Annotated in this window: 25 protein-coding genes; 8 read left to right on the forward strand and 17 right to left on the reverse strand. The window is 63.5% G+C overall.

Features of this window, described 5'->3' with window-relative positions; translation table 11 throughout:
- The 4 genes from NCR93_RS11470 to NCR93_RS11485 all read right to left on the reverse strand — a co-directional run bounded on the left by NCR93_RS11470 (position 1) and on the right by NCR93_RS11485 (position 2,840).
- Positions 1–441, reverse strand: a complete 441-nt coding sequence (locus NCR93_RS11470; protein WP_034471494.1) for an ExbD/TolR family protein — start codon at positions 439–441, stop codon at positions 1–3.
- 10 nt (positions 442–451) lie between these two features.
- A complete protein-coding gene (locus NCR93_RS11475; RefSeq protein WP_008342860.1) occupies positions 452–1,117 on the reverse strand; it encodes a MotA/TolQ/ExbB proton channel family protein in 666 nt (221 codons plus the stop codon).
- A 6-nt stretch (positions 1,118–1,123) separates the two neighbouring features.
- The gene (gene dapB / locus NCR93_RS11480) at positions 1,124–1,921 is read right to left on the reverse strand and encodes a 4-hydroxy-tetrahydrodipicolinate reductase (protein WP_250478804.1); all 798 of its coding nucleotides are present in this window, start codon (positions 1,919–1,921) and stop codon (positions 1,124–1,126) included.
- Positions 1,922–2,039: 118 nt separating this feature from the next.
- The gene (locus NCR93_RS11485) at positions 2,040–2,840 is read right to left on the reverse strand and encodes an outer membrane protein assembly factor BamE (protein ID WP_033537302.1); all 801 of its coding nucleotides are present in this window, start codon (positions 2,838–2,840) and stop codon (positions 2,040–2,042) included.
- 194 nt (positions 2,841–3,034) lie between these two features.
- Between NCR93_RS11485 and fur the strand changes: the two genes are divergently transcribed.
- On the forward strand, positions 3,035–3,463 hold the full coding sequence (gene fur / locus NCR93_RS11490) for a ferric iron uptake transcriptional regulator (protein ID WP_008342866.1): 429 nt from the start codon (positions 3,035–3,037) through the stop codon (positions 3,461–3,463).
- Between the two features lie 141 nt (positions 3,464–3,604).
- On the opposite strand, the gene NCR93_RS11495 is transcribed toward fur, so the two are convergent.
- On the reverse strand, positions 3,605–4,114 hold the full coding sequence (locus tag NCR93_RS11495) for an ureidoglycolate lyase (RefSeq protein WP_008342867.1): 510 nt from the start codon (positions 4,112–4,114) through the stop codon (positions 3,605–3,607).
- A gap of 79 nt (positions 4,115–4,193) precedes the next feature.
- Complete coding sequence (locus NCR93_RS11500) at positions 4,194–5,522, reverse strand: C4-dicarboxylate transporter DctA (protein ID WP_008342869.1); 1,329 nt, start codon at positions 5,520–5,522, stop codon at positions 4,194–4,196.
- Positions 5,523–5,750: 228 nt separating this feature from the next.
- On the opposite strand from NCR93_RS11500, the gene NCR93_RS11505 reads away from it, so the two are divergent.
- A complete protein-coding gene (locus NCR93_RS11505) occupies positions 5,751–6,446 on the forward strand; it encodes a FadR/GntR family transcriptional regulator (protein ID WP_034471690.1) in 696 nt (231 codons plus the stop codon).
- A 53-nt stretch (positions 6,447–6,499) separates the two neighbouring features.
- Here the strand turns inward: NCR93_RS11505 and gap are convergent, their stop codons facing one another.
- Both gap and tkt read right to left on the reverse strand, forming a co-directional pair.
- Positions 6,500–7,510: a type I glyceraldehyde-3-phosphate dehydrogenase gene (gene gap, locus NCR93_RS11510; protein ID WP_008342872.1), complete on the reverse strand. Its 1,011-nt coding sequence runs from the start codon at positions 7,508–7,510 to the stop codon at positions 6,500–6,502.
- 47 nt (positions 7,511–7,557) lie between these two features.
- Positions 7,558–9,612, reverse strand: a complete 2,055-nt coding sequence (tkt, locus tag NCR93_RS11515) for a transketolase (protein WP_250532226.1) — start codon at positions 9,610–9,612, stop codon at positions 7,558–7,560.
- 432 nt (positions 9,613–10,044) lie between these two features.
- Here tkt and NCR93_RS11520 point away from each other — a divergent pair, with 432 nt between their 5' ends.
- Positions 10,045–10,458, forward strand: coding sequence for a VOC family protein (locus NCR93_RS11520; protein ID WP_008342874.1), 414 nt, complete (start codon positions 10,045–10,047; stop codon positions 10,456–10,458).
- 53 nt (positions 10,459–10,511) lie between these two features.
- Positions 10,512–11,249 (forward strand): 16S rRNA (uracil(1498)-N(3))-methyltransferase, encoded by a 738-nt coding sequence (locus tag NCR93_RS11525; RefSeq protein WP_008342875.1) that lies wholly within the window; start codon positions 10,512–10,514, stop codon positions 11,247–11,249.
- A gap of 65 nt (positions 11,250–11,314) precedes the next feature.
- Here NCR93_RS11525 and NCR93_RS11530 read toward each other — a convergent pair whose 3' ends face one another.
- The 4 genes from NCR93_RS11530 to NCR93_RS11545 form a co-directional block, all read right to left on the reverse strand.
- Entirely contained in the window at positions 11,315–11,878 is a 564-nt protein-coding gene (locus NCR93_RS11530; protein ID WP_008342876.1) for a barstar family protein, read from the reverse strand.
- Between the two features lie 4 nt (positions 11,879–11,882).
- Positions 11,883–12,377, reverse strand: coding sequence for a guanyl-specific ribonuclease (locus NCR93_RS11535; RefSeq protein ID WP_033537314.1), 495 nt, complete (start codon positions 12,375–12,377; stop codon positions 11,883–11,885).
- Positions 12,378–12,533: 156 nt separating this feature from the next.
- A complete protein-coding gene (locus tag NCR93_RS11540) occupies positions 12,534–12,773 on the reverse strand; it encodes a hypothetical protein (RefSeq protein ID WP_250532227.1) in 240 nt (79 codons plus the stop codon).
- 12 nt (positions 12,774–12,785) lie between these two features.
- Positions 12,786–15,080 carry an NADP-dependent malic enzyme gene (locus NCR93_RS11545; protein WP_008342878.1) on the reverse strand — a complete coding sequence of 765 codons (2,295 nt, stop codon included), beginning with the start codon at positions 15,078–15,080 and terminating at the stop codon, positions 12,786–12,788.
- 242 nt (positions 15,081–15,322) lie between these two features.
- On the opposite strand from NCR93_RS11545, the gene thiL reads away from it, so the two are divergent.
- Genes thiL through NCR93_RS11565 form a run of 4 tightly spaced genes read left to right on the forward strand, consistent with a single transcriptional unit; the run spans position 15,323 to position 20,693 of the window.
- Complete coding sequence (thiL, locus tag NCR93_RS11550) at positions 15,323–16,312, forward strand: thiamine-phosphate kinase (RefSeq protein ID WP_250532228.1); 990 nt, start codon at positions 15,323–15,325, stop codon at positions 16,310–16,312.
- Positions 16,302–16,835, forward strand: a complete 534-nt coding sequence (locus NCR93_RS11555; protein WP_008342880.1) for a phosphatidylglycerophosphatase A family protein — start codon at positions 16,302–16,304, stop codon at positions 16,833–16,835. Before thiL ends, NCR93_RS11555 begins: the two co-directional genes overlap by 11 nt.
- 27 nt (positions 16,836–16,862) lie before the next feature.
- Positions 16,863–17,363 (forward strand): CinA family protein, encoded by a 501-nt coding sequence (locus NCR93_RS11560; protein ID WP_008342881.1) that lies wholly within the window; start codon positions 16,863–16,865, stop codon positions 17,361–17,363.
- A gap of 15 nt (positions 17,364–17,378) precedes the next feature.
- Complete coding sequence (locus tag NCR93_RS11565) at positions 17,379–20,693, forward strand: DEAD/DEAH box helicase (protein ID WP_250532229.1); 3,315 nt, start codon at positions 17,379–17,381, stop codon at positions 20,691–20,693.
- Between the two features lie 9 nt (positions 20,694–20,702).
- Here the strand turns inward: NCR93_RS11565 and pyrF are convergent, their stop codons facing one another.
- The 5 genes from pyrF to araH all read right to left on the reverse strand — a co-directional run bounded on the left by pyrF (position 20,703) and on the right by araH (position 25,645).
- On the reverse strand, positions 20,703–21,515 hold the full coding sequence (gene pyrF / locus NCR93_RS11570) for an orotidine-5'-phosphate decarboxylase (protein WP_250478808.1): 813 nt from the start codon (positions 21,513–21,515) through the stop codon (positions 20,703–20,705).
- Between the two features lie 80 nt (positions 21,516–21,595).
- On the reverse strand, positions 21,596–22,699 hold the full coding sequence (locus NCR93_RS11575; RefSeq protein WP_502799850.1) for an aldose 1-epimerase: 1,104 nt from the start codon (positions 22,697–22,699) through the stop codon (positions 21,596–21,598).
- An 87-nt stretch (positions 22,700–22,786) separates the two neighbouring features.
- Positions 22,787–23,662, reverse strand: a complete 876-nt coding sequence (locus NCR93_RS11580; RefSeq protein ID WP_250519766.1) for an SMP-30/gluconolactonase/LRE family protein — start codon at positions 23,660–23,662, stop codon at positions 22,787–22,789.
- Positions 23,653–24,441, reverse strand: coding sequence for an SDR family NAD(P)-dependent oxidoreductase (locus NCR93_RS11585; RefSeq protein ID WP_008342886.1), 789 nt, complete (start codon positions 24,439–24,441; stop codon positions 23,653–23,655). The genes NCR93_RS11580 and NCR93_RS11585 overlap by 10 nt, the downstream gene beginning before the upstream one ends.
- Before the next feature lie 187 nt (positions 24,442–24,628).
- Positions 24,629–25,645 (reverse strand): L-arabinose ABC transporter permease AraH, encoded by a 1,017-nt coding sequence (araH, locus tag NCR93_RS11590; protein ID WP_175982767.1) that lies wholly within the window; start codon positions 25,643–25,645, stop codon positions 24,629–24,631.
- Positions 25,646–25,663 lie beyond the last annotated feature (18 nt).

A 25,663-nucleotide genomic window follows, 5' to 3' on the forward strand; every position in this document is an offset into this window, starting at 1 on the left:
TTATTGCGCGGGCGCTGGCTGCTGCGGTTTCGCGGGCTGCGTGACGAAGCCGATGCGCTCCAGACCGGCCTGCTGCGCCGCGCCCATTACCTGCGCGATGACGTCGTAGCGCGTCGCGCTCGACGCACGCAGATGCAGTTCCGGCTTCTGCGCGCGCTTGCCCGCGTCGGCGAAACGCGCGCGCATCTGATCGAAAGTGACGGGCGTGTCGTTCCAGAAGAGCTTGCCGGCGTCGTCGATGGACAGCGTGACGGTTTGCGGCGTCTCGCGCGCGGGCTGCGACGAGACTTTCGGCAAATCGAGCCGGATCGCGTGCGTGAAAAGCGGCGCGGTGATGATGAAGATGACGAGCAGCACGAGCATGACGTCGATGAGCGGCGTCATGTTGATGTCCGCCATCGGCGCACCGTTCGTCTTCTTGTCGAGTCCGCCGAAGGCCATCGCCGCGCTCCTATTCGGCCGGACCGCACACGAACGCATGCAGATCGTGCGCGAATCCGTCGAGTTCCTCGGAAATCTGCCGCACGTAGCGCCCAAGAATGTTGTACGCGAGCACGGCGGGAATCGCGACGACGAGACCGAATGCCGTCATGATGAGCGCCTCGCCGACCGGCCCGGCGACGTTTTCGATCATCGCCTGACCGCTCGACGCGATGTTCGACAGCGCGTGATAAATGCCCCAGACGGTGCCGAGCAAGCCGACGAAAGGCGCCGTGCTCCCCACCGATGCGAGCAGAACCTGACCGAATTCGAGCCTTCGTTGCGAACGCTGCAACGCATGACGCAGCGCGCGCAACACGCGCTCGCTGCGCTCGACGCGGGCGAGCATCGCGCCGGGCATTTCAGCTTCCGAAGCGCGCCACGCGGCTTCAGCGAGTGGCAGAAACACACGCTCGCGATCCGCGCGCTGCAATGCGCCGATGCCATCCTTCAAACTCGGCGCCTGCCAGAAACGCTGCAATGCGCGCGGACCTTGCCACTTGGCGCGCGCCAGAATCCACGCCTTCACAAGCAGGAAACACCAGCTCGCGAGCGACATGGCGAGCAGCAAACCCGCGACCGCGTGCGTCACGGCATCGCCGGATTGAAGGTAATGAATGACGCCCGTTGCTGCCATAAAAAATCAGCGCAGGCCGAGTACGTCCTGCATGTCGAAGAAGCCCTTGTCGTGCCCTTCGAGGAAACGCGCGGCGCGCAGCGCGCCCTGCGCGTACGACAGACGGCTCGCCGACTTGTGCGTGATTTCGATGCGCTCGCCGATGCCCGCGAAGAGCACCGTGTGATCGCCGACGATATCGCCGCCGCGAATCGCGGAAAAGCCGATCGTCGACGGATCGCGCTCGCCGGTCACGCCTTCGCGCGCGTACACGGCGCAGTCCTTCAGATCGCGGCCGAGCGCCTTGGCGATCACTTCGCCCATGCCGAGCGCGGTGCCCGACGGCGCATCCACCTTATGACGATGGTGCGCCTCGATGATCTCGATGTCGTAGCCGGTCGCGAAATGCTTCGCGGCGAATTCGAGCAGCTTCAACGTGACGTTCACGCCGACGCTCATGTTCGGCGCGAACACGACGCCGATCTTCTCGCCCGCCTGCTTCAGTTGCGCCTTTTGCTCGTCCGAAAAGCCGGTCGTGCCGACGATCATCTTCACGTTGTGCCGCAGCGCCGCTTCCAGATGCGCCATCGTGCCTTCGGGACGCGTGAAGTCGATGAGGACGTCGGCGTCGGCGAACACGCGCTCGATGTCGTCCGTCAGCAATACGCCCGTGGTCTTGCCGAGGAACGCGCCCGCGTCCTGTCCGAGCTGCGGCGCGCCGGGGCGGTCGAGGGCGCCGGCGAGTTGCGCTTCGGGCTCGTTGAGGACGGTTTCGATCAGCATCCGGCCCATGCGGCCCGACGCGCCGGCAATGGCGATCTTCATGGCAGTCTCGTGTTGAATCGCGCGCGGCACGCGCGACGGATGATGCGAATGGGCTGTGCGGATGAAGCGGCGCCGCGTCGACGCATGGCGCGGCTTCGTCCTCGAGCGGCTGAACTGCTTACTGGCTTTGCTGCGGCAGATAGAACTGCGCCTGGCCGCTTGCGTTGGCCGGAGCCGGCGACGAACCCGCCGGACCGACCGCGCTGCTGTCCGGAATGTTGATCGTCTGCGGGCGGCGCTGCAGCTGAATCTGCGAGTTGCTGCCGGAACTGTTGGTGGAACCCGGCGCGCCGCCCGAGCTCGTCGGCGCGCTGCTGAACGCCGAGGAGCGCTGACGCCCCGTCGGCATTTCGACTTGCGCCGTTGCGCGGTTCGCGGCCTGCGCGGCTTCCTGGTTCGCATCGCCGGCAAATGCCGCTGCCGTATTCGGTTGCGTCGACGGCTCGCCGACCGGCGCGGTCACCGCCGCGGTCGACGCCACCGGCGCGGATGCCGCCGCCGGCGTCGCAGGCTTCGCGACCTTGACGCCCTTGTCGCCGTCGATTTCGGCGAGCAGTTCGAGGTTCGACGGCAGATTCTCGCCGCCCGACCAGCTCACGACGCGATCGCTCGCGAAGTTGACGACGAAGTCACGCTGCTGAACGACGGATGTCGACCCACGCTTGAAATAGAACACGTAGTCCCAGCGATCGGCGTGGAACATGTCCGTCAGAAGCGGCGTGCCGAGGAGTTGCTTCACCTGATCACGCGACATGCCGACCTGCATCTGCGCCGCGGCTTCCGCCGAAACGAAATTGCCTTGCACAACCGTGATCCGGTACGGCGTGATGCTTTGCGCGATTTTCTGCGTGACGCTGTCGTACGTCGAGCAGCCGGCGAGCAATGCGGCCAAGGTTGCTGCTATTACGGTTCCCCGCATGCGACGGCTCTCCCTGCAATTCGATAAATATTTGGAAAACATTTCACCTTTCACGCGAGGCGCTTCAAGGCCGCACTCATTTCGGCCCTCATTCAGCTAATTCACCTTGACGCCTTGACGCCACTTGGGATGTCAGGATTTGGCAAAACGCATTACTATGAGAACCTTGAATTGTACTCTAGGGATGCCTAGCCATGACCAATCCCGCCGATCTCAAGAATATCGGGCTCAAGGCGACCCTGCCCCGCCTCAAGATTCTCGAAATTTTCCAGCACAGTCCGGTGCGCCATCTGACCGCTGAAGACGTGTATCGAAGCCTGCTCAACGAAGAGCTCGATATCGGTCTTGCGACGGTTTATCGCGTGCTCACGCAGTTCGAGCAAGCCGGCCTGCTGTCGCGAAGCAATTTCGAATCGGGCAAGGCCGTCTTCGAGCTCAACGAGGGATCGCACCACGATCACCTCGTGTGCATCGACTGCGGCCGGGTCGAAGAGTTCTTCGATGCGGAGATCGAACGCCGTCAGCAATCGATCGCTAAGGAACGCGGTTTCAAGCTCCACGAGCATGCGCTCGCGCTGTACGGCGCATGCACGAAGGAAAACTGCCCGCACCGCAAGCATTGAGGTTCGCGCGCCGCTCTTGGGCGCGCGGATGAAAAAACCGCCGTTCATCTCGCGATGGACGGCGGTTTCGTTTCGCCCGTACGTTTCATGTTATGCGCATGCTATCGATTCGCAATTGCATTTCGATTACGGCATGTTGTATCAAGCTGCGCGCGCGGCCGCTTCGATCAGCGCATAACGTTCGGGGAGGTCGATTTCGTCGCAATTCGGCAAGTCGCCGCCGCGATCGACGACGATGAAATCGCCCGGCTCGTCGAGCACGATCAGCGGGTGATGCCACACGCCGCGCGCATAGTTCACGCCCTGCCAGCCGCGCGCGTAAAAGGCCCGCAGACCAGCCGCATCGAACTCGCCCGCAGGCGCGACGACCACGAGATAGCGCACGTCCGCGAGCGGCACGAAAGCCTGACTGCCGAGCGGATGGCGCTCCATCATCGAAACCACGACCGGCTGCGGGCGCGGCTGGCCGCGAAACACGTTGATAAGCGGCCGCCCTCCGCTTTCGAAGCCGACTTCCACGTTCGCGAGATCGTGAAAGCGCTCGGTCGTGCCCGCGTTGATCGGGAAATGACGCGCGCCTTCGAGTTCGATGACATCGCCGAACGGGGCGAAGGCTTCGCGCGTGAGGGGTTCGAGCGTCAATGTTTTCATTCGATTCCTCCGAAGATGCGCGATTCCGCGAGGTGCGTGTCGCGACAGTCGGTCATTTCAATGCCCGGGTTGCGTCGAATCAGATCGCGTGTGCGTGTTCGTTGCCGTGCGCGCCTTGCTCCGATTGCGGCGCGGCGGGCACGAAGCGATACTCGGCGTCCTGATCGAGCACGCGTTTGGCGCGCGCCCGGTCGATGTCGTTCTCCCAGACGCCGACGACCACCGTCGCCACGCAGTTGCCGATCAGATTCGTCACCGCGCGCGCGATGCCGACGAACCAGTCGACCGGCAGGATCAGCACGAGGCCGAGCACGGGAATGGCGGGAATGGCGGAGAGCGTCGCGGCGAGAATCACGATCGCGGAGCCGGGAATGCCGTGCGCGCCCTTCGACGTCACCAGCGACACGAGCACGACGACGATCAGGTCATGCATCGACAGCGGCGTGTTGGTCGCCTGCGCGATGAAGATCACCGCGAGCGTGAGATAGATCGAGAAGCCGTCAAGGTTGAACGAGTAGCCGGTCGGAATCACGAGACCGACGGTCGAATCCTTCACCCCCATCCATTCGAGCTTGCGCATGATCTGCGGCAGCACGGCATCCGACGACGCGGTGCCGAGCACGATCGACAATTCCTCGCGCAGATAGCGCACGAGCTTGAAGATCGAGAAGCCCGCGAGGCGCATCACGATACCCAGCACGACGAACACGAACAGGAAGCAGCTCGCGTAGAACACAATCACGAGCAGGCCGAGCTGCTTGAGCGACGCGACGCCGTACTGGCCGGTCGTGAAGGCGATCGCGCCGAGCACGCCGAGCGGCGCGAGCTTGATGATGAACGCCATGATGCGGAAAAACACATGCGACAGCTCGTCGATGAAAATCGTCACGCGCTGTGCCTTTTCGCCGAGCATCGAGAGCGCCGAGCCGAACAAGATCGCGAACACGAGCACTTGCAGGATGTCGCCTTTGGCGAAAGCGTCGATCGCGGTGTCGGGGATGATCTTCAACAGGAAGCCCGCGGTGTCCTTCAGGCTTTTTGCGTGCTCCGTGTAGGTCGCGAGCGACGCGGCATTGAGCGAGTGCAGATCGATGTTCATGCCGACGCCCGGCCGCGTGAACCATGCGAGCAGCGCGCCGATGACAAGTGCGAGCGTCGTCATGATCTCGAAGTAGACGACCGCCTTCAGTCCGACGCGTCCCACTTTCTTCAGATCGCCCGCGCTCGCCATGCCGCTCACGACGACGCAGAACACGATCGGTCCGATCACCATCTTGATGAGCTTCAGGAAACCATCGCCCAAAGGCCGCAACGACTGGCCGAAATGCGGAAACAGCGCGCCGACCACCACGCCGATGACCAGCGCGATCATCACCCTGCCGAACAGCGAATTCAGAAATCTCGACACGACCGTCTCCTCGTGTAATGTCTCGGGACCAGAGCAACTGTTCCGACTGGTCGGACCAGTGCTGTGATGGGGAATATTAGGAAGCCGATATAGAGCCGTCAAGGAAGCATTGGTAGCGGTTTACCCTGTTCCAGCCGGGTACGGAAATGGCCGCGACACGGTCGTTCACACGTGCGCACGGCACGCGCATACAATGGCGGTCAGACCGGCCAATTCAGTTTTCTTCCTATGAAAAACGTCCCGCATACCGTGACCGACGCCGCCATCGCGACCATTCGCGAGCGCATCGAATCGAGCATGTATCCGGTCGGGAGTCTGCTTCCGGCGCAGCGGCAGCTATCGGAAGAATTGGCGATTAGCCGGGCGTCGCTACGCGAGGCGCTCTCGACGCTCGAAGCGCTCGGCATGCTGCATATCCGGCCCGGCAAAGGCGTGTATGTGAGCAGTGCGCAGGCAAGCAACGCACATCCGTGGCGCTTCGCGGATCAGGCGTCGCTGCCCGACACCTATCAGATGCGCTTCGCGCTGGAGGGATTCGTCGCGCGGCTCGCGGCGCATTCGATCGGCGACGCGGACATCGACTGGCTCGACGACAATCTTGACTCGCTGCACGCCGCGTTGACGGAATCGGCGCTGGAAGAAGCCGCGCAACTCGACTTCGCGTTTCACATGCGTATCGTCAGTCTCGCGGGCAATGCGGCGATCGAATCGATCCTGCGCGGCAGCGCCGACATCATGAAGGAGAGCCAGCGGCTGCCGTTCTATCGGCGCGAACTGGTTTTATCGACGTATCACGAACACGCGGTCATCATCGAGGCTCTGAAGGCGCGCGACGGCGAGAAGGCCGGCCGCGCGATCGAAGGTCACATCGTCAACGCGGCGCAGCGCGCGGGCGTGCATTTTCCCGTTCCGAGCAAAGCTTGAGGCGAAAAAAAGCCGCTCCGAAGAGCGGCTCTGTCGTTTCAGCAGGCTGAAACTTACTTCGCGTTCGCGAGGGCGACCGCCGTATCCAGCATGCGGTTCGAGAAGCCCCATTCGTTGTCGTACCAGCTCGACACCTTCACGAGACGGCCCGACACCTTCGTGAGCGTCGAATCGAACGTCGACGAAGCCGGGTTGTGGTTGTAGTCGATCGAGACCAGCGGCGCATCGTTGTAGCCGAGCACGCCCTTCAGTTCGCCTTCCGACGCTTCCTTCATGATCTTGTTGATCTCTTCGACCGTCGTATCGCGCGCGGCGATGAACGACAGATCCACGACCGACACGTTGATCGTCGGGACGCGGATCGCGTAGCCATCCAGCTTGCCGTTCAGCTCGGGCAGCACGAGGCCGACGGCCGAAGCAGCGCCCGTCTTCGTCGGGATCTGGCTGTGCGTGGCCGAGCGCGCGCGGCGCAGGTCTTCGTGGTACACGTCCGTCAGAACCTGGTCGTTCGTGTAGGCGTGGATCGTGGTCATCAGACCGTTCACCAGGCCGATCTTGTCGTTCAGCGGCTTGACGAGCGGCGCGAGGCAGTTCGTCGTGCACGATGCGTTCGAGATGACCGTGTCCGACGCCTTCAGCACGTTGTGATTCACGCCGTACACGATGGTCGCGTCGACGTCCTTGCCGCCCGGCGCCGAGATGATGACCTTCTTCGCGCCGCCCTTGATGTGCGCGCTCGCCTTTTCCTTCGTCGTGAAGAAGCCGGTGCACTCCATCACCACGTCGACCTTCAGCTCGCCCCACGGCAGTTCGGCCGGGTTGCGGTTCGCCAGAACGCGGATCTTGTCGCCGTTGACGACGAGGTAATCGCCGTCGACCGACACTTCGCCCGGGAACTTGCCGTGCGCCGTGTCGTACTGCGTCAGGTGCGCGTTGGTCTTGGCATCGCCGAGGTCGTTGATGGCGACGATCTCGATGTCGTGCTTCTTGCCGTTTTCATAGAGGGCGCGCAGCGTGTTGCGGCCGATACGGCCATAGCCGTTGATTGCAACGCGAATCGTCATGGTCTATCTCCTTGGCTTAAAAAAACCTGCTTCGCTGACCGCGAATTTTACTGCGCGGCGAGGACGGCCTTCGCCGTCGCGACAACATGCTCCACCGTGAAGCCGAAATGCTTGAACAGCGCGCCCGCCGGAGCCGACTCGCCGAACGTGTCGATGCCGACCACGCCGCCTTCGAGGCCCACATACTTGCGCCAGAAATCCGTCACGCCCGCTTCGATCGCCACGCGCGCCACGCCCTTCGGCAGCACGCGCTCACGATACTCGGCGTCCTGCTTGTCGAAGACGTTCGTGCACGGCATCGACACGACGCGCGCGCCGATGCCTTCCTTCGCCAGCGCCTCGACGGCTTGCATCGCGAGCTGCACTTCCGAGCCGGTCGCGATGAGGATGATCTTGCGCGCGGGGATATCGTCGTTCCAGTCGCGCAGTACGTAGCCGCCCTTCGCGATGTTGGCGATCTGAATGTCGTTGCGCGGAGAGAATTGCAGGTTCTGGCGGCTGAAAATCAGCGTCGACGGGCCGTTGTGCGCGATCGAATGCGTCCACGCGACCGCCGTTTCCACCGTATCGGCCGGACGCCACGTCTGCAGATTCGGGATCAGGCGCAGGCTCGACACATGTTCGATCGACTGGTGCGTCGGACCGTCTTCGCCGAGACCGATGGAATCGTGCGTGAACACAAAGATCGAGCGCGACTTCATCAGCGCGGCGACGCGCAGCGCGTTGCGGCTGTAGTCCGAGAACGTCAGGAACGTGCCGCCGAACGGACGATAGCCGCCATGCAGCGCGATGCCGTTGATCGCAGCCGACATGCCGAACTCGCGCACGCCGTAGTTGATGTGATTGCCCCACTGGATGCCCGCGTGTTCCGGATTCGCGTTTTCAGCGTCGCCTGCGGCGCGAACGGCTTTGGAAGCCTTCCAGTTGGTGAGGTTCGAGCCGGTCAGGTCGGCCGAGCCGCCGAGCAGTTCCGGCAGTGCCGCGGCCAGCCCTTCGATGGCGTTCTGCGAGGCCTTGCGCGTCGCGATAGTTTCGGCCTTCTGATTCGCGTCCTCGATGATCTTCGCGGCAGCTTCGGCCCAGTTCGCCGGCAGCTCGCCGCTCATGCGGCGCGTGAATTCGCTCGCTTCCGACGCGTACTTCGCGCGATAGGCGTCGAACGCCTTGTTCCATTCCGCTTCGGCGTGCGTGCCTTGTTCCTTCGCGTCCCACGCCGCATACACTTCCTGCGGAATTTCGAACGGACCGTAGTTCCAGCCGATCGCCGCGCGCGTCGCCGCGATTTCCTTGTCGCCGAGCGGCGCGCCGTGCGCGTCGTGACCGCCCGCCTTCGTCGGCGCGCCCTTGCCGATGACCGTGCGGCAGCAGATCAGCGTCGGCTTGTCCGACTTCTTCGCGGCGGCGATAGCGGCATCGACTGCATCGACGTTGTGGCCGTCCACGGCGCGGACCACGTTCCAGCCATACGCTTCGAAGCGCTTCGGCGTGTCGTCGTGGAACCAGTGCTCGACGTGGCCGTCGATGGAAATGCCGTTGTCGTCGTACAGCGCGATCAGCTTGTTGAGCTTGAGCGTGCCCGCGAGCGAGCAGGCTTCGTGCGAAATGCCTTCCATCAGGCAGCCGTCGCCAAGGAACACGTACGTGTAGTGATCGACGATCTTCGCGTCAGCCTTGTTGAATTCGGCGGCGAGCAGCGCCTCGGCGAGCGCCATGCCGACCGCATTGCCGACGCCCTGGCCGAGCGGGCCCGTGGTCGTCTCGACGCCGGCCGTGATGCCGTATTCCGGATGGCCCGGCGTCTTCGAATGCAGTTGACGGAAGTTCTTGAGCTCGCTCGTCGGCAGGTCGTAGCCGGTGAGGTGCAGCAGCGAATACAGCAACATCGAGCCGTGACCGTTCGACAACACGAAACGGTCGCGATCGAACCAGTGCGGATTCGCGGGATTGTGCTTCAGATGGCGCGACCACAGCGCGACGCCGATTTCCGCCATGCCCATCGGCATGCCGGGATGGCCGGAGTTGGCTTGTTGAACGGCGTCCATGGCGAGCGCGCGGATTGCGTTGGCCATGAGGGCGGTCTGGCTGGAGGTCGGGATCGTCATGTCGAGTCTGGGCAGGTGCTGAAATGATCCGCGGTGCTTCTCTTGCAGTACTTCTCACTCGGGCCGGACCCGCACACACCACGTTTTCAGGACCGGAACGACTTGGAAACGACGAGAAACGACGAGGATCGGAAGCCCATCATTCTAACAGACCGGTCCGATTGACACGCGTCTGTAAGGGCGCAAATCCGGTGCGTCCGGACGTCCCGGGCGCGGGCATGTTCCGTGCACTTCACGCGTCGCCGCACTGTCACGGCAGCATGACAATCCGTGACCTTACACGGTAACGCGCGCGGTCAACGGACGTTCATCTGGCGAAATCCGTCCGGCGCGCGGCGTATCGCGCAGGTTCCTTGCCGGTCCATTGATCGTACGGCTTCATGGCAAAATGCTTCCCAATGTGCAGCAGCAAGGCTTCAAGGAGTGCTTTCGATGACCGACCCTCGCCCCGCCGACGTGCCCTGGCTGACTCCGTATCTCACCGTGCGCGACGCACGCGTGAGCATTGCGTTTTATGAAAAAGCGCTAGGCTTCGCGGTGCGCGACAGCGTCAACGACGACGGCACGGTCATCCATGTCGAGATGACGTATCGCGGGCAGTTGATCGTGATGTTCGCGCCCGAAGGCGCGTACGGTTCGCAGGCGCGCACGCCGAAGAGCGCGGGGCAAATGGCGCCGCAGTCCTTCTATTTATACGTCGATGACGTCGACGCCACGTTCCATCAGGCGCTCGCAGTCGGCGCGAAGGCGCTCATCGAGCCGCAGGATCAGTTCTGGGGCGACCGCTTCGCGCAGATCGAAGATCCGGACGGCTATCGCTGGGCGATCGCGCGGCATCTGCGCTGAGCGCGCAGGCATTCTCACTATCCGCGGACGGCCGAGTCCGCGATCAATCACTCATGCCACGTTTTCATGTCGACGGCCCGCTCTGCGCAGGCCAAACCTTCGCCCTTCCGGATGACGTCGTGCGTCATGTGCACGTCCTGCGTCTGCAAACGGGCGATGCAATCACACTCTTCGATGGCCGCGGCGGCGAATATCGCGGCGAGCTCGTCGATATCGCCAAACGCGCGGCGACCGCGCGCATCGACGAACACAGCGATCGCGAAGCCGAGCCGCCGTATCGCGTGACGCTCGCACAAGGCGTCGCGGGCGGCGACAAGATGGACTGGCTCATCGAGAAGGCGGTGGAACTCGGCGTCTCGGGCATTGCGCCGATCACGGCCGAGCGCGGCGTCGTGCGTCTCGCCGGCGAGCGCGCATTGCGTCGTCAGGCGCACTGGCAGGCGCTCACGCGCGCGGCGTGCGAGCAATGCGGGCGCAATCGCGTGCCCGAGGTTGCGCCGCCGCGCGATCTCGGCGCCTGGCTCGCCGACCTGCCCGCCGCCATCGACGGCGAACTGCGCCTCCTTCTCTCGCCGCGCGCCGAAGTCAGCTTCGCATCGTTGCCCGTCGATCCGCCGGCGAGTCCCGTCACTTTGCTGATCGGGCCGGAAGCGGGTTTTTCGCCCGCGGAAGAAACCGCGATCGTCGATGCGGGTTTTTCCACGCTCGGGCTCGGCCCGCGCGTGCTGCGCACGGAGACGGCGGGCATTGCGGTGTTGGCGGCGCTGGCCGCGCGCTGGGGCGGCTGGTAAAAAAATAGCCCCATGGAAACCCATCGGGCTATTTTCCTGCTTTGCGCCGGCCTTGGTTCGAATGCTCAGACGAACGAATAGAACACGCGGAAAGCCACTTTCCTTTCCGCCCAGAATTCCGCCGCGTCGCGGAATACGTCCAGCAGCACTTCGCGGCCTTCCTTGTCGAACTTCTGCGCGATCGGCAGTTGTTCCAGCACGATCACGAAACCCGGTTGCGAGCCCGCCTTGTGAACGAGATCGGTGAGCGAATCGTAAAGCGCGTCGTAGTTCTTGCCGAAGTGTTTGGGAAAGAGAAACGAAAGAGCGATAGTCTCGAGCACTTCCTGTTTGCTCTGCGCATGGCCGAGATACGCGTACAGGAAATGCTGGCCGAGGCGGTTCGCTTCGTCCGCGAGATCCTGCACCCGGAACGCGCGAATCGACTGCACGATGTTCGGCCGCACGGTTGCGAACAGCGATTCCGAATCCTCTTGCGGATGGAGCTCCTCGGGCCTGGTCTCGTCGTCGGGTCTGTTGTCGTGTTCTGTCATGCGTAGCCGCAATACTCGCTGGAACAGGTTGCCATCGCCGGTGGCGAAAAGATCACCCGCGACGCTGTGGTCGTGCGCGTAGATGTTGTCGCTCATGCCGTTAATCCCGTAGTTGATCCGCAATGCGTTTGAAACTGGCGTAGTGGTCGTCCGTGTAGTAGCAATCGTCGAGCTTCTTCTTCGGACCGCCACACACGATCCGGCGCGCGCCGCGATCCCGCGCGCGAGGCGTGGGAACGGTGTATTCGTGGTAGTAGCCGCGTGGATGCCGCGGAAGCAAACGCTCGCGATTGCCGAACACGACGCCGTCCTTCTCGAAAGGGAAAGGGCCGCCCGCTTCGATCAGCCGCAAGGTTGCGACCGCCTGCTTGGGCAACTGCGCAATGTAGACGGTGGCCAGCCCGTCGCGCTCCTGCTCGCCGGTCGCTTGCGGTTGCCGCACCTGCGCTTCACGGACCGGTTCGGCCGGCGAGACGGGCGCCGGACTCGCCGAAGCAACCATCTCCTGAACGCCGCTTCGAGGTTCATCCTTGCCGCACGCGCCCAACAAGACGCTCAAGGCGACGAAAAACGAAAGAGCCCTCGCGCGTGTCACCAAACGGTTGTCCTCGCGTTACACCAGAATTCACGACCGTGAAAGATGTAAGGGTATCGCTAATGACACGGCGAAGCAACGTTCGCCCGAAAATCGGAAATTTTTTCGCAGTTTGGAGCGATCCCGCAAATTCTGATGACGTAATCATCCGAAGAATTAGCCGAAATCTGAGAGATTTTTATCCCAGTCAGGATAATAATTTGCTCGGTGGATCTGAAGCGTTGGACGAGCCGCCTCACTCGTCGCCAGCTTCGCGGCATCGCGCTTGCCGTTCGATCCCGCTTTTTGCGTGTAAAGCAAACACTCCTTTGCTTTTTTCGCGGCGTGCCGTGTGTCCACGGCACGCTTTTTTTGCGCAAAAAAAGCGGCGGGAAAGCCCGCCGCGTTCTTGGTCAAAGCAAGCCGCGATCAGCGCGCCGCCGATGCATCCGCCACCAGCAATGCCGTCATGTTGACGATTCGCCGCACCGTCGCCGATGAAGTGAGCACGTGAACCGGCTTCGCCGCGCCGAGCAGGATCGGCCCGATCGCGATGCCGCTTCCCGCCGCCGTCTTCAGCAGGTTGTACGAGATGTTCGCCGCGTCGATGTTCGGCAGGATCAGCAGGTTCGCGTCGCCTTCGAGCGTCGATTCGGGCAGCACTTCCTTGCGCAGACGCGCATCGAGCGCCACGTCGCCGTGCATTTCGCCGTCGACGTCGAGATCGGGCGCGCGTTCCTTGAGGATCGCGAGCACGTCGCGCATCTTCTGCGCGGTCGGCGCGTTGCTCGTGCCGAAGTTCGAATGCGACAGGAGCGCGATCTTCGGCACGATGCCGAAGCGCTTCACTTCTTCCGCCGCGAGCATCGTGATTTCGGCGAGCTGCTCGGGCGTCGGATCGACGTTCACGTGCGTATCGACGATGAAAATCTGACGCCCCGGCAGCACGAGCGCGTTCATTGCCGCGTACACGTTCGCGCCTTCCTTCTTTCCGATCACCTGATCGATGAAGTGCAGATGACGATGCGTCGTGCTCACCGTGCCGCAGATCATGCCGTCGGCTTCGCCCTTCTGCACGAGCATCGCGCCGATCAGCGTCGTGCGGCGGCGCATTTCGAGCTTTGCCATCTGCTGGCTGATGCCTTTGCGCGCCATCATCTTCGCGTACGTCTGCCAGAAATCGCGATAGCGCTCGTCGTGGTCCGTATCGACCACAGAGAAATCGACGCCCGGCGCGAGACGCAGGCCGAATTTCTGGATGCGTTGCTGGATGACCGCCGGACGGCCGATGAGAATCGGCTTCGCGATCTTTTCATCGACGGCGATCTGCACCGCGCGCAGCACGCGCTCTTCCTCGCCCTCCGCGAACACGATGCGCTTCTTCTCCGGCTCGACGCTGCGCGCGAGCTGGAACACGGGCTTCATCGTCGTGCCGCTGTGATAGACGAACTGCTGCAGATGCTGCTCGTACGCTTCCATGTCCTCGATCGGACGCGTCGCCACGCCGCTGTCCATCGCCGCCTTCGCGACGGCCGGCGCGATCTTCACGATGAGACGCGGATCGAAAGGCTTCGGAATCAGATATTCCGGGCCGAACGACAAATCCTGAATGCCATAAGCCGTCGCGACGATATCGCTCTGCTCCTGACGCGCCAGTTCCGCGATGGCGTTCACCGCAGCGATTTCCATTTCCTTCGTGATGACGGTCGCGCCGACATCGAGCGCGCCGCGGAAGATGAACGGGAAGCACAGAACGTTGTTGACCTGGTTCGGATAATCCGTGCGGCCGGTGGCGAGCACGGCGTCCGGGCGCACTTCGAGCGCGAGTTCCGGCAGGATTTCCGGCGTCGGATTCGCGAGCGCGAGAATCAGCGGCTTCGCGGCCATCTGCTTGACCATGTCCTGCTTGAGCACGCCGCCGGCCGAAAGCCCGAGGAACACGTCCGCGCCTTCGATCACTTCGGCGAGCGTGCGCGCGCTCGTTTCGCGCGCGAAGAGCTCCTTGTCCGGGTCCATCAGCTCCGTGCGGCCCTTGTAGACGACGCCGGCCAGATCCGTCACGAAAATGTTCTCGCGCTTCATGCCGAGATCGACGAGCAGATTCAGGCACGCCAGCGCCGCCGCGCCCGCACCCGACGCGACGAGCTTCACTTCGCCGATGTTCTTGCCGACCACCTTCAGACCGTTCGTGATCGCCGCCGCGACGACGATGGCCGTGCCGTGCTGATCGTCGTGGAAGACGGGAATTTTCATGCGCTTGCGGCATTCGCGTTCGACGATGAAGCAGTCCGGCGCCTTGATGTCTTCCAGATTGATGCCGCCGAAAGTCGGCTCGAGCGCGGCGATCACGTCGACGAGCTTGTGCGGATCGCTTTCGTTCAGCTCGATATCGAACACGTCGATGCCGGCGAACTTCTTGAAGAGCACGGCCTTGCCTTCCATCACCGGCTTCGATGCGAGCGGCCCGATGTTGCCGAGGCCCAGCACGGCCGTGCCATTGCTGACGACGCCGACGAGATTGCTGCGCGCGGTGAAGCGCGCGGCGTTCAGCGGATCTTCGACGATCGCTTCACACGCGAACGCGACGCCCGGCGAGTAAGCCAGCGCGAGGTCGCGCTGGTTGATCATCTGCTTGGTGGGGGCGATCGCGATCTTCCCGGGAACCGGAAATTCGTGATAGTCGAGCGCAGCTTCGCGCAACTTGGTATTGGCGTCAGTCGTCATAAGGCGGGCTAGCAGTGCGGGAATTAGAATGGAAGTTCGAACGCATTGTAGCGCCAATCAGTCGCGGTTTCGGACCGCGCTCCATGCATTTCGGCTACAAGTGCCATGACTGGAAAACGTCTGGTCGGTCCGTCCGGCAAGCCTTCGCGGGCATCGGCCGAGTGTTTTCGAGATGCGGCGCCGGTTTCGGCGCGCTGTGTTTTTCATCGTGCATTGCAACAATCAACCTCAAGCGCCGACGCATGCTCTCCGAGTTTTCACTGATCGACCGTTTCTTTGCACGCCGCGCGACGGCGCCTTCCCCGCGTCATGACGAGGAGGCCGCGAAGCCGCTCGGCATCGGCGACGACTGCGCGCTTATCGCGCCGCCGGTTGGCCATCAGCTCGCCATTTCGACGGACATGCTGGTCGAAGGGCGCCACTTCTTTCCCGATGTCGATCCGTACGCGCTCGGTCACAAGGCGCTCGCGGTGAACCTGTCCGATCTCGCCGCGATGGGCGCGAAGCCGCACGCGTTCACGCTCGCGCTCGCGTTGCCGCGCGCCGACGAAGCCTGGCTCGAAGCGTTCAGCAACGGTCTCTTCGCGCTCGCGGAAGGTCACGATTGCGCGCTCGTCGGCGGCGATACGACGAGCGGGCCGCTCAACATCTGCATCACGGTGTTCGGCGACGTGCCGCAGGGTGCGGCATTGCGTCGCGATGCGGCGCGTCCCGGCGACGACATCTACGTATCCGGCACCTTGGGCGACGCGCGCGCGGGCCTCGGCGCGATTCGCGGCGAGTGGTCCGCGCCGGAAGCTTCCGCCTGGCGGCGCGCGCTGGAGCGCCCGGAACCGCGCGTCGCGTTGGGCATGGCGTTGCGCGGCTTGGCGCACGCGGCGCTCGATATCTCCGATGGCCTCGCGGGCGATCTCATGCACATCCTGAAGCGTTCGGGCGTGCGCGCGGTCGTCGATGCCGATGCCGTGCCGTGCTCCGATGCCGTGCGCGCGCTGCCCGAAACCGCGCGCCGACAATGCACGCTCGCGGGCGGCGACGACTACGAGCTCTGCTTCACCGCGCCCATCGATGCCCGCGACGCGCTCGCCAAGATCGCGACGGACGTGAAAGTGCCGCTGACGCGCATCGGTACAATCGAGTCATCCGGTGCGCCCGCAATCGCCTGGCGCGATGCGTCGGGCGCCCCGCTCTCCCTGACGTTGCAAGGCTTCGATCATTTCCATGCAGACTGACCCCACGCTAGCGGGCGACCCGGCCGCGCCGCGCAGCAAGCCGCGCCGGGCGAGCGCTCGCTTCATGCTCGACCATCCGCTTCATATTCTTTCGCTCGGCTTCGGCAGCGGACTGTCTCCCATCGTGCCGGGCACGGTCGGCACGTTATTCGCATGGGTGTCGTTCGTCGTGTTCAATCCGCATCTGACGGTCGCGGAATGGGGCGCGCTGATCGTCGCCGGCTTCATTGCGGGATGCTGGTTCACCGGCTTCACGGCCAAGAAAATGGGCACCAACGATCCGTCGCCGGTCGTGTGGGACGAGATCGTCGCGTTCTGGCTCGTGCTGCTGCTCGTCACGCCCGCGACCTTCACCGGACAATTGTGGGCGTTCGTCGTGTTCCGCTTCTTCGACATGGTGAAGCCGCCGCCCATCCGGTATTTCGATCGCCGGTTGAAAGGCGGTTTCGGCATCATGTTCGATGATCTTGTCGCGGCGTTCTTCACGCTGCTCGTGATCGCGCTCTGGCGCATGACCCTCTGATTTTTTCCATCCATCGGGACCACCGCCATGCCAACCGACACCGTCGTTCACCAACTTGCGATTCGCGTCGGCAACAAGCTGCACGCCGAACGGCTGATGCTCGCCACCGCTGAGTCGTGCACGGGCGGCATGGTCGCGACCGCCATCACCGATATTTCCGGCAGCAGCGCGTGGTTCGAGCGCGGCTTCGTCACGTATTCGAATCTCGCGAAGATCGAGATGATCGGCGTGCCCGCGACGCTGATCGAACAGCACGGCGCGGTCAGCGAGCCGGTCGCGAAGGCCATGGCCGAAGGCGCGCTGCGCAACAGCCGCGCGCAGGTCTCGGTATCGATTACGGGCGTGGCGGGACCGGCGGGCGGCAGCGAGGCGAAGCCGGTTGGAACCGTGTGCTTCGGATGGAGCAATCGTCTGAATACGCAGATCGAGACCCAGCATTTCAAGGGCGATCGCGAACAGGTCAGAACGCAGGCCGCCGCGCATGCCTTGCGCAGGCTGCTGGAGTTCATGGATCAGAGCGAGCGCTGAGCGAGCGTCTATCGCATGAACAAGCGCATCGACAATCCGGCCGATTCCATCACGTTCAGCAAGGATCAGGTGGCCCGCTGGATGGGTCAGAAGACCTTCGGCAAGGCGCTCGACTACGTTAATGCGGTGCGCGATCTCGGCTGGACGGGCGAAATCCTGCGCGCGCGCGTGCCCGGCACGCAGCTACAGCCGTACTCGGTCGAGATTTCCTTCCGCGAAGAACGGCCGCGCGGCTATTGCTCTTGTCCCGTCGGTTACGAATGCAAGCATGTCGCGGCGACGCTGCTCGCCTATCTGGATCGCACGCAAGCAGCCGATCAAACGGGCGTGAGTTTCGAGGTCGAGCAGTGGCTTTCCAGCTTTCGGGCGAAGGTCGAGGCGACGCGTCGGGCACGCGCGACAGCGGTCCGGCGCACGACAGGCGCAAACTACCAAATTCTCTATGTGCTCGTTCCGTCCATGTACGGGGCGCTGCCTTTCGAGATCGCAATGCTGAAGGCGCGGCTCGGCACCAACGGCGACATTCGCGCGACCGAAGCGTGGTATCCAAATTACGCCCAGTGGAACAATCCGCCGAAATTCGTGACGCCGGCAGATGAACCCATCGTCCGTGCGCTCAGGAACGAGCGCGGAGGTTCAAGCGGCTACTACGCGCTCAAGGGCAAGCGCGGCGCGATCGTCTGGCAGATGATGCTCGCGACGGGCCGCCTCTACTTCGAACCGGACATCCGGGATCCGCGACTCGCACAGCCGTTGCGCGAAGGCGCGATGCGCAGCGGAAACATCGAATGGATTCCGCACGGCGACGACATGATCTTCGCCTCGCTCGAAACGTCGCCGGAATCGAACGTCACATTGCCGACCGAGCCGCCGTTGTACATCGACATCGTTACGAACGAAACCGGATCCATCGACGTACCGATTTCGGACGAACTGCTCGCCGATTATCTGTCGATGCCGGTGCTCACGCTCGACGAAGCGGCCGCCGTGCGTAACGCGCTCGCCGAATTCGCGCCCGATCTGCCCGCGCCGCCCTCCGACGGCGAGACCGGAATACGCACGATCGACGCGACGCCGGCGCCCGTCCTCACGCTCGATACGCTGTTGCTCGATGCACCCGCCAGGCTGGATATGCCCGCGACCGAACTGGACATCGCGTTGCTCGATTTCGACTACGGCGGCGTGACGATCGGGGCGAACAGTCCCGACGCTCTTTTGCGGCTCGCGGACGGCGAGCTCGTCCGTATCGCGCGCCGGATCGATATCGAAGATGCATGCGCCGGACGCCTGCTCGGACGCGGGATGAAGTCGGTCTCCGGCGCGCCTGTCAGCCGCGCCGACTCACCGTATGCGGGCGGCTTCATCATGCCGGCGCGCGACGCGTGGCCGGCGTTCGTCAGCGACGACATTCCCGCTTTGCGCGACGCCGGCTGGCGCATCGAGATCACGCCCAATTCGCGCTTCGATGTCGTCGAGGTCGAGCAAATCGACGCGACCGCGCGCGCCGCCGAAAACGGCTGGTTCGATCTCGAGTTGGGCATCCTCGTCGAGACGGAGCGCGTGCGCCTCGAACCGTTGCTCGCCGAACTTTTCGCCCGGGATCGCCGCTGGTTGAACGGCGCGATCGACGCCATCGACGATGCGCACGCCGTCGAATTCCGCACGCACGAAGGCAGGCGCTTCGCGCTGCGCGCCGCGCGGATCAAGCCGCTCGTGCGCGCGCTCATCGACCTGTTCGACCGCGCCGAGCCGAAAGCCGACGCGTCACTGCGGCTGCAGGCGCTCGAAGCCGGCCGTCTCGCCGCCGCCGACGAAACGCTTCGCTGGCAATTCGATGGCGACGCGTCGGTCATCGAACTTGCGAAACGGCTACGCAACGTCGCGGGAACGCGCCGCATCGACGCCCCACGCGGGCTTCAAGCGACGCTGCGTGACTATCAGCGCGAGGGCGTCGACTGGATGCAATTCCTGCGCGAACACGATATCGCCGGCGTGCTCGCGGACGACATGGGGCTCGGCAAGACCATACAGACGCTCGCGCACATACTCGTCGAGAAGGAGGCGGGCCGGCTCACGAGCCCGGCGCTGATCGTCGTGCCGACCACGCTCGTCAACAACTGGATAGACGAAGCGCGCCGCTTCGTGCCCTCGCTGAAAGTGCTCGATCTGCATGGCCCGTTGCGTCACGAACGCTTCACGGAAATTGCGCGGCACGACCTCGTCGTGACGACGTATGCGCTCGTCTGGCGCGATCACGAAGCGCTGTCGCAGCACGACTATCACCTGTTGATACTCGACGAAGCGCATTACGTGAAGAACGCATCGAGCAAGGCGGCGGGCGTGGTTCGCACGTTGGGCGCGCGGCATCGGCTCTGTCTCACGGGGACGCCGCTGGAGAATCATCTGGGCGAACTTTGGTCGCAGTTCGATTTCCTGCTGCCCGGCTTTCTCGGCTCGAAAAAGGAGTTCGCCTCTCGCTGGCGCAAGCCTATCGAAAAGCAGAACGACGCGATGCGCCGCGATCTGCTCGCGCGCCGGATTCGCCCGTTCATGCTTCGCCGCCGCAAAGATGAAGTCGCGACGGAATTGCCGCCGAAGACAATGATCGTGCGCAGCGTCGAACTCGAAGACGCACAGCGTGATCTCTATGAAACCGTGCGCGCCGCGATGCAGAAGAAGGTGCGCGACGCTATCTCGAAGCAGGGGTTCGCACGCAGCCATATCGTGATGCTCGACGCGTTGCTGAAACTGCGGCAAGTGTGCTGCGATCCGTCGCTCGTCAAGCTGCCGGGGGCGCCGAAAACCGCGGGATCGGCCAAGCTCGCGCTGTTGCTCGAGATGCTTCCGGCGCTCATCGAGGAAGGCCGGCGCGTGCTCGTTTTCTCGCAGTTCACGGGCATGCTCGCGATCATCGCCGCCGCGCTCGACGAGGCCGGTCTCGCGTATGTCACGCTGACGGGCGACACCGCTGACCGCAAGACGCCGGTGCAGCGCTTCCAGGAGGGCGAAGCGCCGGTCTTCCTGATCAGCCTGAAGGCGGGCGGCGTCGGCCTGAACCTGACGGCGGCCGATACCGTCATTCATTACGATCCGTGGTGGAATCCGGCGGCCGAGAATCAGGCGACGGATCGCGCGCACCGCATCGGCCAGGAAAAGCCGGTGTTCGTGTACAAGCTCGTCGCGGCCGGGAGCATCGAAGAAAAGATTCTGGAGATGCAGGGGCGAAAGGCAGCGCTCGCGGCGGGCATTCTGTCCGAAGATGCGCGCGCGGTGGAGAAGTTCTCCGCCGAAGACATCGAGGCGCTGTTCGCGCCTATTGCCGATAGTTGAAGCGCGCGCTCACCGATACTGATTGATCGTATCGCGCGTCTTCTTCGCGGCTTCGGCCGCGGCTTGCGCGTAATGATCGCCCTTGCCGGCGTAGATGATCGCGCGCGACGAATTGATCAACATGCCCGTGCCGTTCGCGGTGCGGCCCGCGCGCACGGTTGCTTCGACATCGCCGCCTTGGGCGCCGATGCCCGGAATCAGAAGCGGCATGTCGCCGACGATCCCGCGTACCGTTTCGATTTCCTTCGGAAACGTCGCACCGACGACGAGGCCCAACTGGCCCTTGTCATTCCACTTTTCCGCCGCGAGCCTGGCGACGACCTGATACAGCGGCTCGCCATCGGTCGTGAGAAATTGCAGATCGGAGCCGCCCGCGTTCGACGTGCGGCACAGCACGATCACGCCTTTGCCCTCATGCGCGAGATACGGCTCGATCGAATCGAAGCCCATGTACGGATTCACGGTGACGGCATCGGCCCGATAGCGCTCGAACGCTTCCTTCGCGTACTGCTCGGCCGTGCTGCCGATATCGCCGCGCTTCGCATCGAGAATCACCGGAATGCCGGCGTGCTTCTCGTGGATATGCGCGATCAACGCTTCGAGCTGATCTTCCGCGCGATGCGCCGCGAAGTACGCGATCTGCGGCTTGAACGACGATGCATACGGCGCGGTTGCATCGACGATGGTCTTGCAGAACTCGAAGATCGCGTCGGCGCGGCCGTTGAGTGCGCCGGGAAACTTCGCCGGCTCCGGGTCGAGGCCGACGCACAGAAGCGATTGAGTCCGCGACCACGCGGCATTGAGCGATTCGATGAAGGACATGGCGGGAAGATGTTGAAAACGTCGATGCCACGCATTTTAACGTGCGTGGCGTCATCTTCCGTCGCGTCTTCCGGCGCGGCTTAGCGCGCCGCGTCCCGTGCCCGCGCCTTCGCGCCTGCCCGCGTGCGCGGCCTTCCGCGCCGCGTCGCTTCCCCGGTGCGCTCGACGGTGAAGCGGAATTCCCGCGACAAGCGTTCGCCCGGTTTGAGCACGGTCATGCCGTTCGCTTCCCCCCCGCCGGGCAGATTCACCGCGTTGATCGGATGATCGACCGGCTCGAAGCAGAAAAAGCTTTCGCCGGGCGGCGCGTAAAGGACGTAGTAGTCGGTGTCGGCGGCGATCGTTAGCGACAGGCGGCGCTTCGGCCACAGCACGCTCGTGCGCCCGCTCCATCCGGTGAACGCGTTGTTGACCATTTCCGATGGCATCGGATACGCAACGCCGAATTGCCACGCGGGCGGCGTCGGAACATGCCGCACAGGCAGCCAGTCGTCGCCGCACAGCCACACGCCGCCCGCCGCCGCCGACAACTCCGTGTCCGCCTCGCGCATCAGGAACGGATGCAGCCCGAGGCCGAACGGCAGCGCTTCGTCGCCGGTATTTTCGACATCGAGCGTCACGGCGAGCGTCGCTTCGTCGAGCGTGTAAGTCTGCGCGGCGCGAAACGCGTAAGGCATGCCGCCGCTGCGATCGAGCGTGACACGCACGCGCGCGGAATCCTGATCCGCGACTTCCCACGCGCCGAGCCAGCCATCGCCGTGCAGCGGCAGCGGTTCGCCCGGGCGATTGCACGGCACCTCGATCGAGCGTCCGGAAAACTGAAAGTGTCCGTTGCCGATGCGGTTCGAATACGGCAAAAGCGGATAGCACGCGAGCTGATTCGGATCGGTGTCCGGTCCCGGCGCGACGCACGGCCGGAAGATCGGCACGAGCGTGCCTTCGTGCCGCCAGTCGAAGCGCGTGATGCCGCCGCCGAGCGACGGTGCCAGTTCGAGCCGCAAATGCGCGTTGGCGAGCGTGATGCAGCCGTCGACATCGGCGCCGCCCATCGCGACGACCGCGGTGCTCGGGCCGGGACGGATCGGCGGTTCGGTGGCGGCGGCGAGCCGCGCACGGCGGGCGTTCGCCTGTTCCTTGGACATCGATGCAGGATTCGGTCTTTGCTCTGTTCGCGCGACAGCCATGACTCGTGCTCCATCGAGAGGCGAAGAACCCGGCGTTGCCGGGATGGGTCGGGCGGCGCGTCGATCGCGCGCCGCCTCGTGTTCTGGTTACGCCTTGCCCGCAAATACGGCTTCCGCGATGCCGCGTGCACCGGGCGTCGCGACGAACACGCCGCCTGCGTGCGCGTCTGTTTCGCCGAGGCCGATGCGCGCCGTCGTCACATACAGCGTGCCGAAGTCCGCGCCGCCGAACGCGGCGCAACTCGGCTGCGCGCTCGGCACGTCGATGCGCGCCGTCTCGCGGCCGTCGCTTTCGTAGCGCACGACGCGCGCGCCGCCCCACTGCGCGTTCCACAAGCCGCCGTCCGCATCGACGATCGAGCCGTCGGGCACGCCGGTCGCATCCGTCAGCTCGACGAACACGCGGTCGTTGTCGAAGGTCGGATAGTCGCATACGCGAATCTGACGCGTGGGCGAATCGCAGTAGTACATCGTCGCCCCATCGGGCGAGAAGCCGATGCTATTCGAGATCGCGCAATTCCCTAGCGGCAGCTTTTCCAGCGACAGATCCGCATTCAGCCGATAAAACGCGCCGACCGGTTGCGCATCGTCCACGTCGTGTTTCGTGCCGAACACGAATCGCCCTTCGCGGTCGCAACGGCCGTCGTTCAGGCGCGTCGGCAGATCGGCTTCGACTTCCATGATGGTTTCGATCTTGCCCGTCGCGATTTCATGGAACGCGAGCCGCGATGCGAGGCCGAGCAGCAGGAAACGCGCATCGGCGCACGGCGTGAAGCACGCAAGCCGCTCGGGCATGTCGAACGATTCGCTCGCGCCGTCGCGCGGATCGTAGCGCCACAGCTTCTTGCCTTCGATATCGGTCCACCAGAAGCGGCCGCTCGCGGCGCACCACGTCGCGCCTTCGCCGAGCGAACACTGGCTGTCGATGAGAAGTTGCGCTCGCATCGGATTCATCAGGCCCATCCTCCGTCGACGATCATGTCCTGCGCCGTGATCATTTTGCTGTCGTCCGATGCTAGAAAGAGCGCCGCGCGCGCGAGGTGTGCGGGCAGCAGTTCTCCGTCGATGCACTGGCCTTGCTTGATTGCTTCCTTGCCGGCCTCGTCGAGCCACAGACGCTTTTGCTTCTCGGTCATCACCCAGCCCGGCACGAGCGTATTCACGCGGATGCCGAATTTGCCGAGATCGCGCGCGAGGCCGCGCGTCATGCCTTGCACTGCCGATTTCGACGTCGTGTAGACGGGGAAGTTGCCTTGCTTGAGCATCCAGCTGATCGAGCCGAGATTGATGATCGAGCCGCCGCCCGCGCGCTTCATGTCGTCGATGACGGCCTGCGCCGCGAAGAATTGATGGCGGATGTTGACCGCGATGCCTGCATCGTACGACTCGGGCGTGACGTCTTCGATTGCGTGGCGTTTGTCGTTGGCAGCGTTGTTGACAAGCACGTTGATGGGCCCGAGGGCGGCTCTTACATCGGCGATGCCTTTGCGGAGTGCGTCGATGTCGGTCAGGTCGACGTTGAGGAACATCGGGCGGGTCTGGCCTTCTTGCAGGGCTGCGCCGAGGCGGTCGGCGAGCGCTTCGCCAGCGTCGGTGTCGATGTCGAAGAAGGCGACTTTCGCGCCCTGATCGAAGAAGTGTTCGACGAAGCCTTCGCCGATGCCGGTTGCGCCTCCGGTTATCAGCACTGTTTTGCCTTGCAGGCTGGGGTATCTTGCGAGGTTCTTTTCGATCGTTGCCATTGGGTTTTGTCTCTCCTTGCTTCGCTTGTCGCGCTCGTTAGCTTTGCGCTTTTTGCCGGATCCCGGTTTCTTAGTGGTCTACTAGCACTGCCGCCCCGCACAGGGGCAACGCTGATAGACCGACACGAAAACGGGATCCAGCGACATCAACGGCAAAACATCAACAACGACATCAACCGCAAAAACATCAATCCCGCGACCCGCGATTCTTCAACTGATCGAGCAGAACGGCAGCAAGCAGGATAGCCCCTCTCACGAGGTACTGATAAAACGCGTCGATATTCAAAAGGTTCATGACGTTCTCGACAGTGCCCATGATGAGCACGCCAATCACGACACCGGAAATCGTCGCCCTACCGCCCAGCAGAGAAACACCGCCAAGAACACAGGCAGAAATGACATTGAGCTCGAAGCCTTGAGCGGCATTCGGCTGCCCCGACGTGATGCGCGAAGCGAGAATGACCCCAGCCAGCGCGGTCACAGCGCCCTGAATCAAAAAGATCCACACACGCGTGCGCTCGACATTGATCCCCGCGAGCCGCGAAGCCTCGGGATTACCGCCGATAGCCAATGTATTACGTCCATACACCGTCTGATTGAGCAATACGCCAAAAACGATGAAGCACGCAAGCGTGACCCAGATAGGCAGGGAAATCCCGATCATCGACAGACTGCCGAGCGCGATGAACGTATCCGACGACACACCCACCGCCTGTCCGTGCGATACGATGAACCCGAGCCCGCGCACGATTTCCATCGTCGCCAAGGTCGTAATCAGCGCATTGATTCGCAGATAAGCGATCACCGCGCCGTTCACAAACCCGATCACCGCACCCGCAGCCACCGCCGCGATGATCGCGATGAAGGTGTTGTCCGTCGCATTCAGAACCATCGCGCACAGAACACCGGCGAAGGCGATCGTCGAGCCCACCGACAAGTCGAAATCGCGCGACGCGAGGCAGAACATCATCGTGCACGCGACCATGCCGATCTGCGAGATCGACAGCGCGAGGCCGAGCATGTTCTCGATCGAGAAGAAGTGATCGACGGTCAGCGACATCGTCACGAACATCACAATGAAGATCACGATCAGGCTGTACTCCGTGATCTGCTGCCACCACTTCTGCTTGTCGTTCTTTTGCGGGATCAGCGCGTTCGCGACGCTTTCCGTCGCCTGCCCCACGATGTTTTCTCTTGCTTCCATGATTCGCTCCTCTCGTCT

This window comes from Caballeronia sp. ATUFL_F1_KS39 (genome assembly GCF_023630985.1).
Taxonomy (GTDB): domain Bacteria; phylum Pseudomonadota; class Gammaproteobacteria; order Burkholderiales; family Burkholderiaceae; genus Caballeronia; species Caballeronia zhejiangensis.

Excerpts from the sequence above, each read along its gene's own strand:
- NCR93_RS11470 (WP_034471494.1), bottom strand. The coding sequence starts at position 441 with ATGGCCTTCGGCGGACTCGACAAGAAGACGAACGGTGCGCCGATGGCG.
- NCR93_RS11475 (WP_008342860.1), bottom strand. The coding sequence starts at position 1,117 with ATGGCAGCAACGGGCGTCATTCATTACCTTCAATCCGGCGATGCCGTG.
- dapB (WP_250478804.1), bottom strand. The coding sequence starts at position 1,921 with ATGAAGATCGCCATTGCCGGCGCGTCGGGCCGCATGGGCCGGATGCTG.
- NCR93_RS11485 (WP_033537302.1), bottom strand. The coding sequence starts at position 2,840 with ATGCGGGGAACCGTAATAGCAGCAACCTTGGCCGCATTGCTCGCCGGC.
- fur (WP_008342866.1), top strand. The coding sequence starts at position 3,035 with ATGACCAATCCCGCCGATCTCAAGAATATCGGGCTCAAGGCGACCCTG.
- NCR93_RS11495 (WP_008342867.1), bottom strand. The coding sequence starts at position 4,114 with ATGAAAACATTGACGCTCGAACCCCTCACGCGCGAAGCCTTCGCCCCG.
- NCR93_RS11505 (WP_034471690.1), top strand. The coding sequence starts at position 5,751 with ATGAAAAACGTCCCGCATACCGTGACCGACGCCGCCATCGCGACCATT.
- gap (WP_008342872.1), bottom strand. The coding sequence starts at position 7,510 with ATGACGATTCGCGTTGCAATCAACGGCTATGGCCGTATCGGCCGCAAC.
- tkt (WP_250532226.1), bottom strand. The coding sequence starts at position 9,612 with ATGACGATCCCGACCTCCAGCCAGACCGCCCTCATGGCCAACGCAATC.
- NCR93_RS11520 (WP_008342874.1), top strand. The coding sequence starts at position 10,045 with ATGACCGACCCTCGCCCCGCCGACGTGCCCTGGCTGACTCCGTATCTC.
- NCR93_RS11525 (WP_008342875.1), top strand. The coding sequence starts at position 10,512 with ATGCCACGTTTTCATGTCGACGGCCCGCTCTGCGCAGGCCAAACCTTC.
- NCR93_RS11530 (WP_008342876.1), bottom strand. The coding sequence starts at position 11,878 with ATGAGCGACAACATCTACGCGCACGACCACAGCGTCGCGGGTGATCTT.
- NCR93_RS11545 (WP_008342878.1), bottom strand. The coding sequence starts at position 15,080 with ATGACGACTGACGCCAATACCAAGTTGCGCGAAGCTGCGCTCGACTAT.
- thiL (WP_250532228.1), top strand. The coding sequence starts at position 15,323 with ATGCTCTCCGAGTTTTCACTGATCGACCGTTTCTTTGCACGCCGCGCG.
- NCR93_RS11555 (WP_008342880.1), top strand. The coding sequence starts at position 16,302 with ATGCAGACTGACCCCACGCTAGCGGGCGACCCGGCCGCGCCGCGCAGC.
- NCR93_RS11560 (WP_008342881.1), top strand. The coding sequence starts at position 16,863 with ATGCCAACCGACACCGTCGTTCACCAACTTGCGATTCGCGTCGGCAAC.
- NCR93_RS11565 (WP_250532229.1), top strand. The coding sequence starts at position 17,379 with ATGAACAAGCGCATCGACAATCCGGCCGATTCCATCACGTTCAGCAAG.
- pyrF (WP_250478808.1), bottom strand. The coding sequence starts at position 21,515 with ATGTCCTTCATCGAATCGCTCAATGCCGCGTGGTCGCGGACTCAATCG.
- NCR93_RS11575 (WP_502799850.1), bottom strand. The coding sequence starts at position 22,699 with ATGGCTGTCGCGCGAACAGAGCAAAGACCGAATCCTGCATCGATGTCC.
- NCR93_RS11580 (WP_250519766.1), bottom strand. The coding sequence starts at position 23,662 with ATGGGCCTGATGAATCCGATGCGAGCGCAACTTCTCATCGACAGCCAG.
- NCR93_RS11585 (WP_008342886.1), bottom strand. The coding sequence starts at position 24,441 with ATGGCAACGATCGAAAAGAACCTCGCAAGATACCCCAGCCTGCAAGGC.
- araH (WP_175982767.1), bottom strand. The coding sequence starts at position 25,645 with ATGGAAGCAAGAGAAAACATCGTGGGGCAGGCGACGGAAAGCGTCGCG.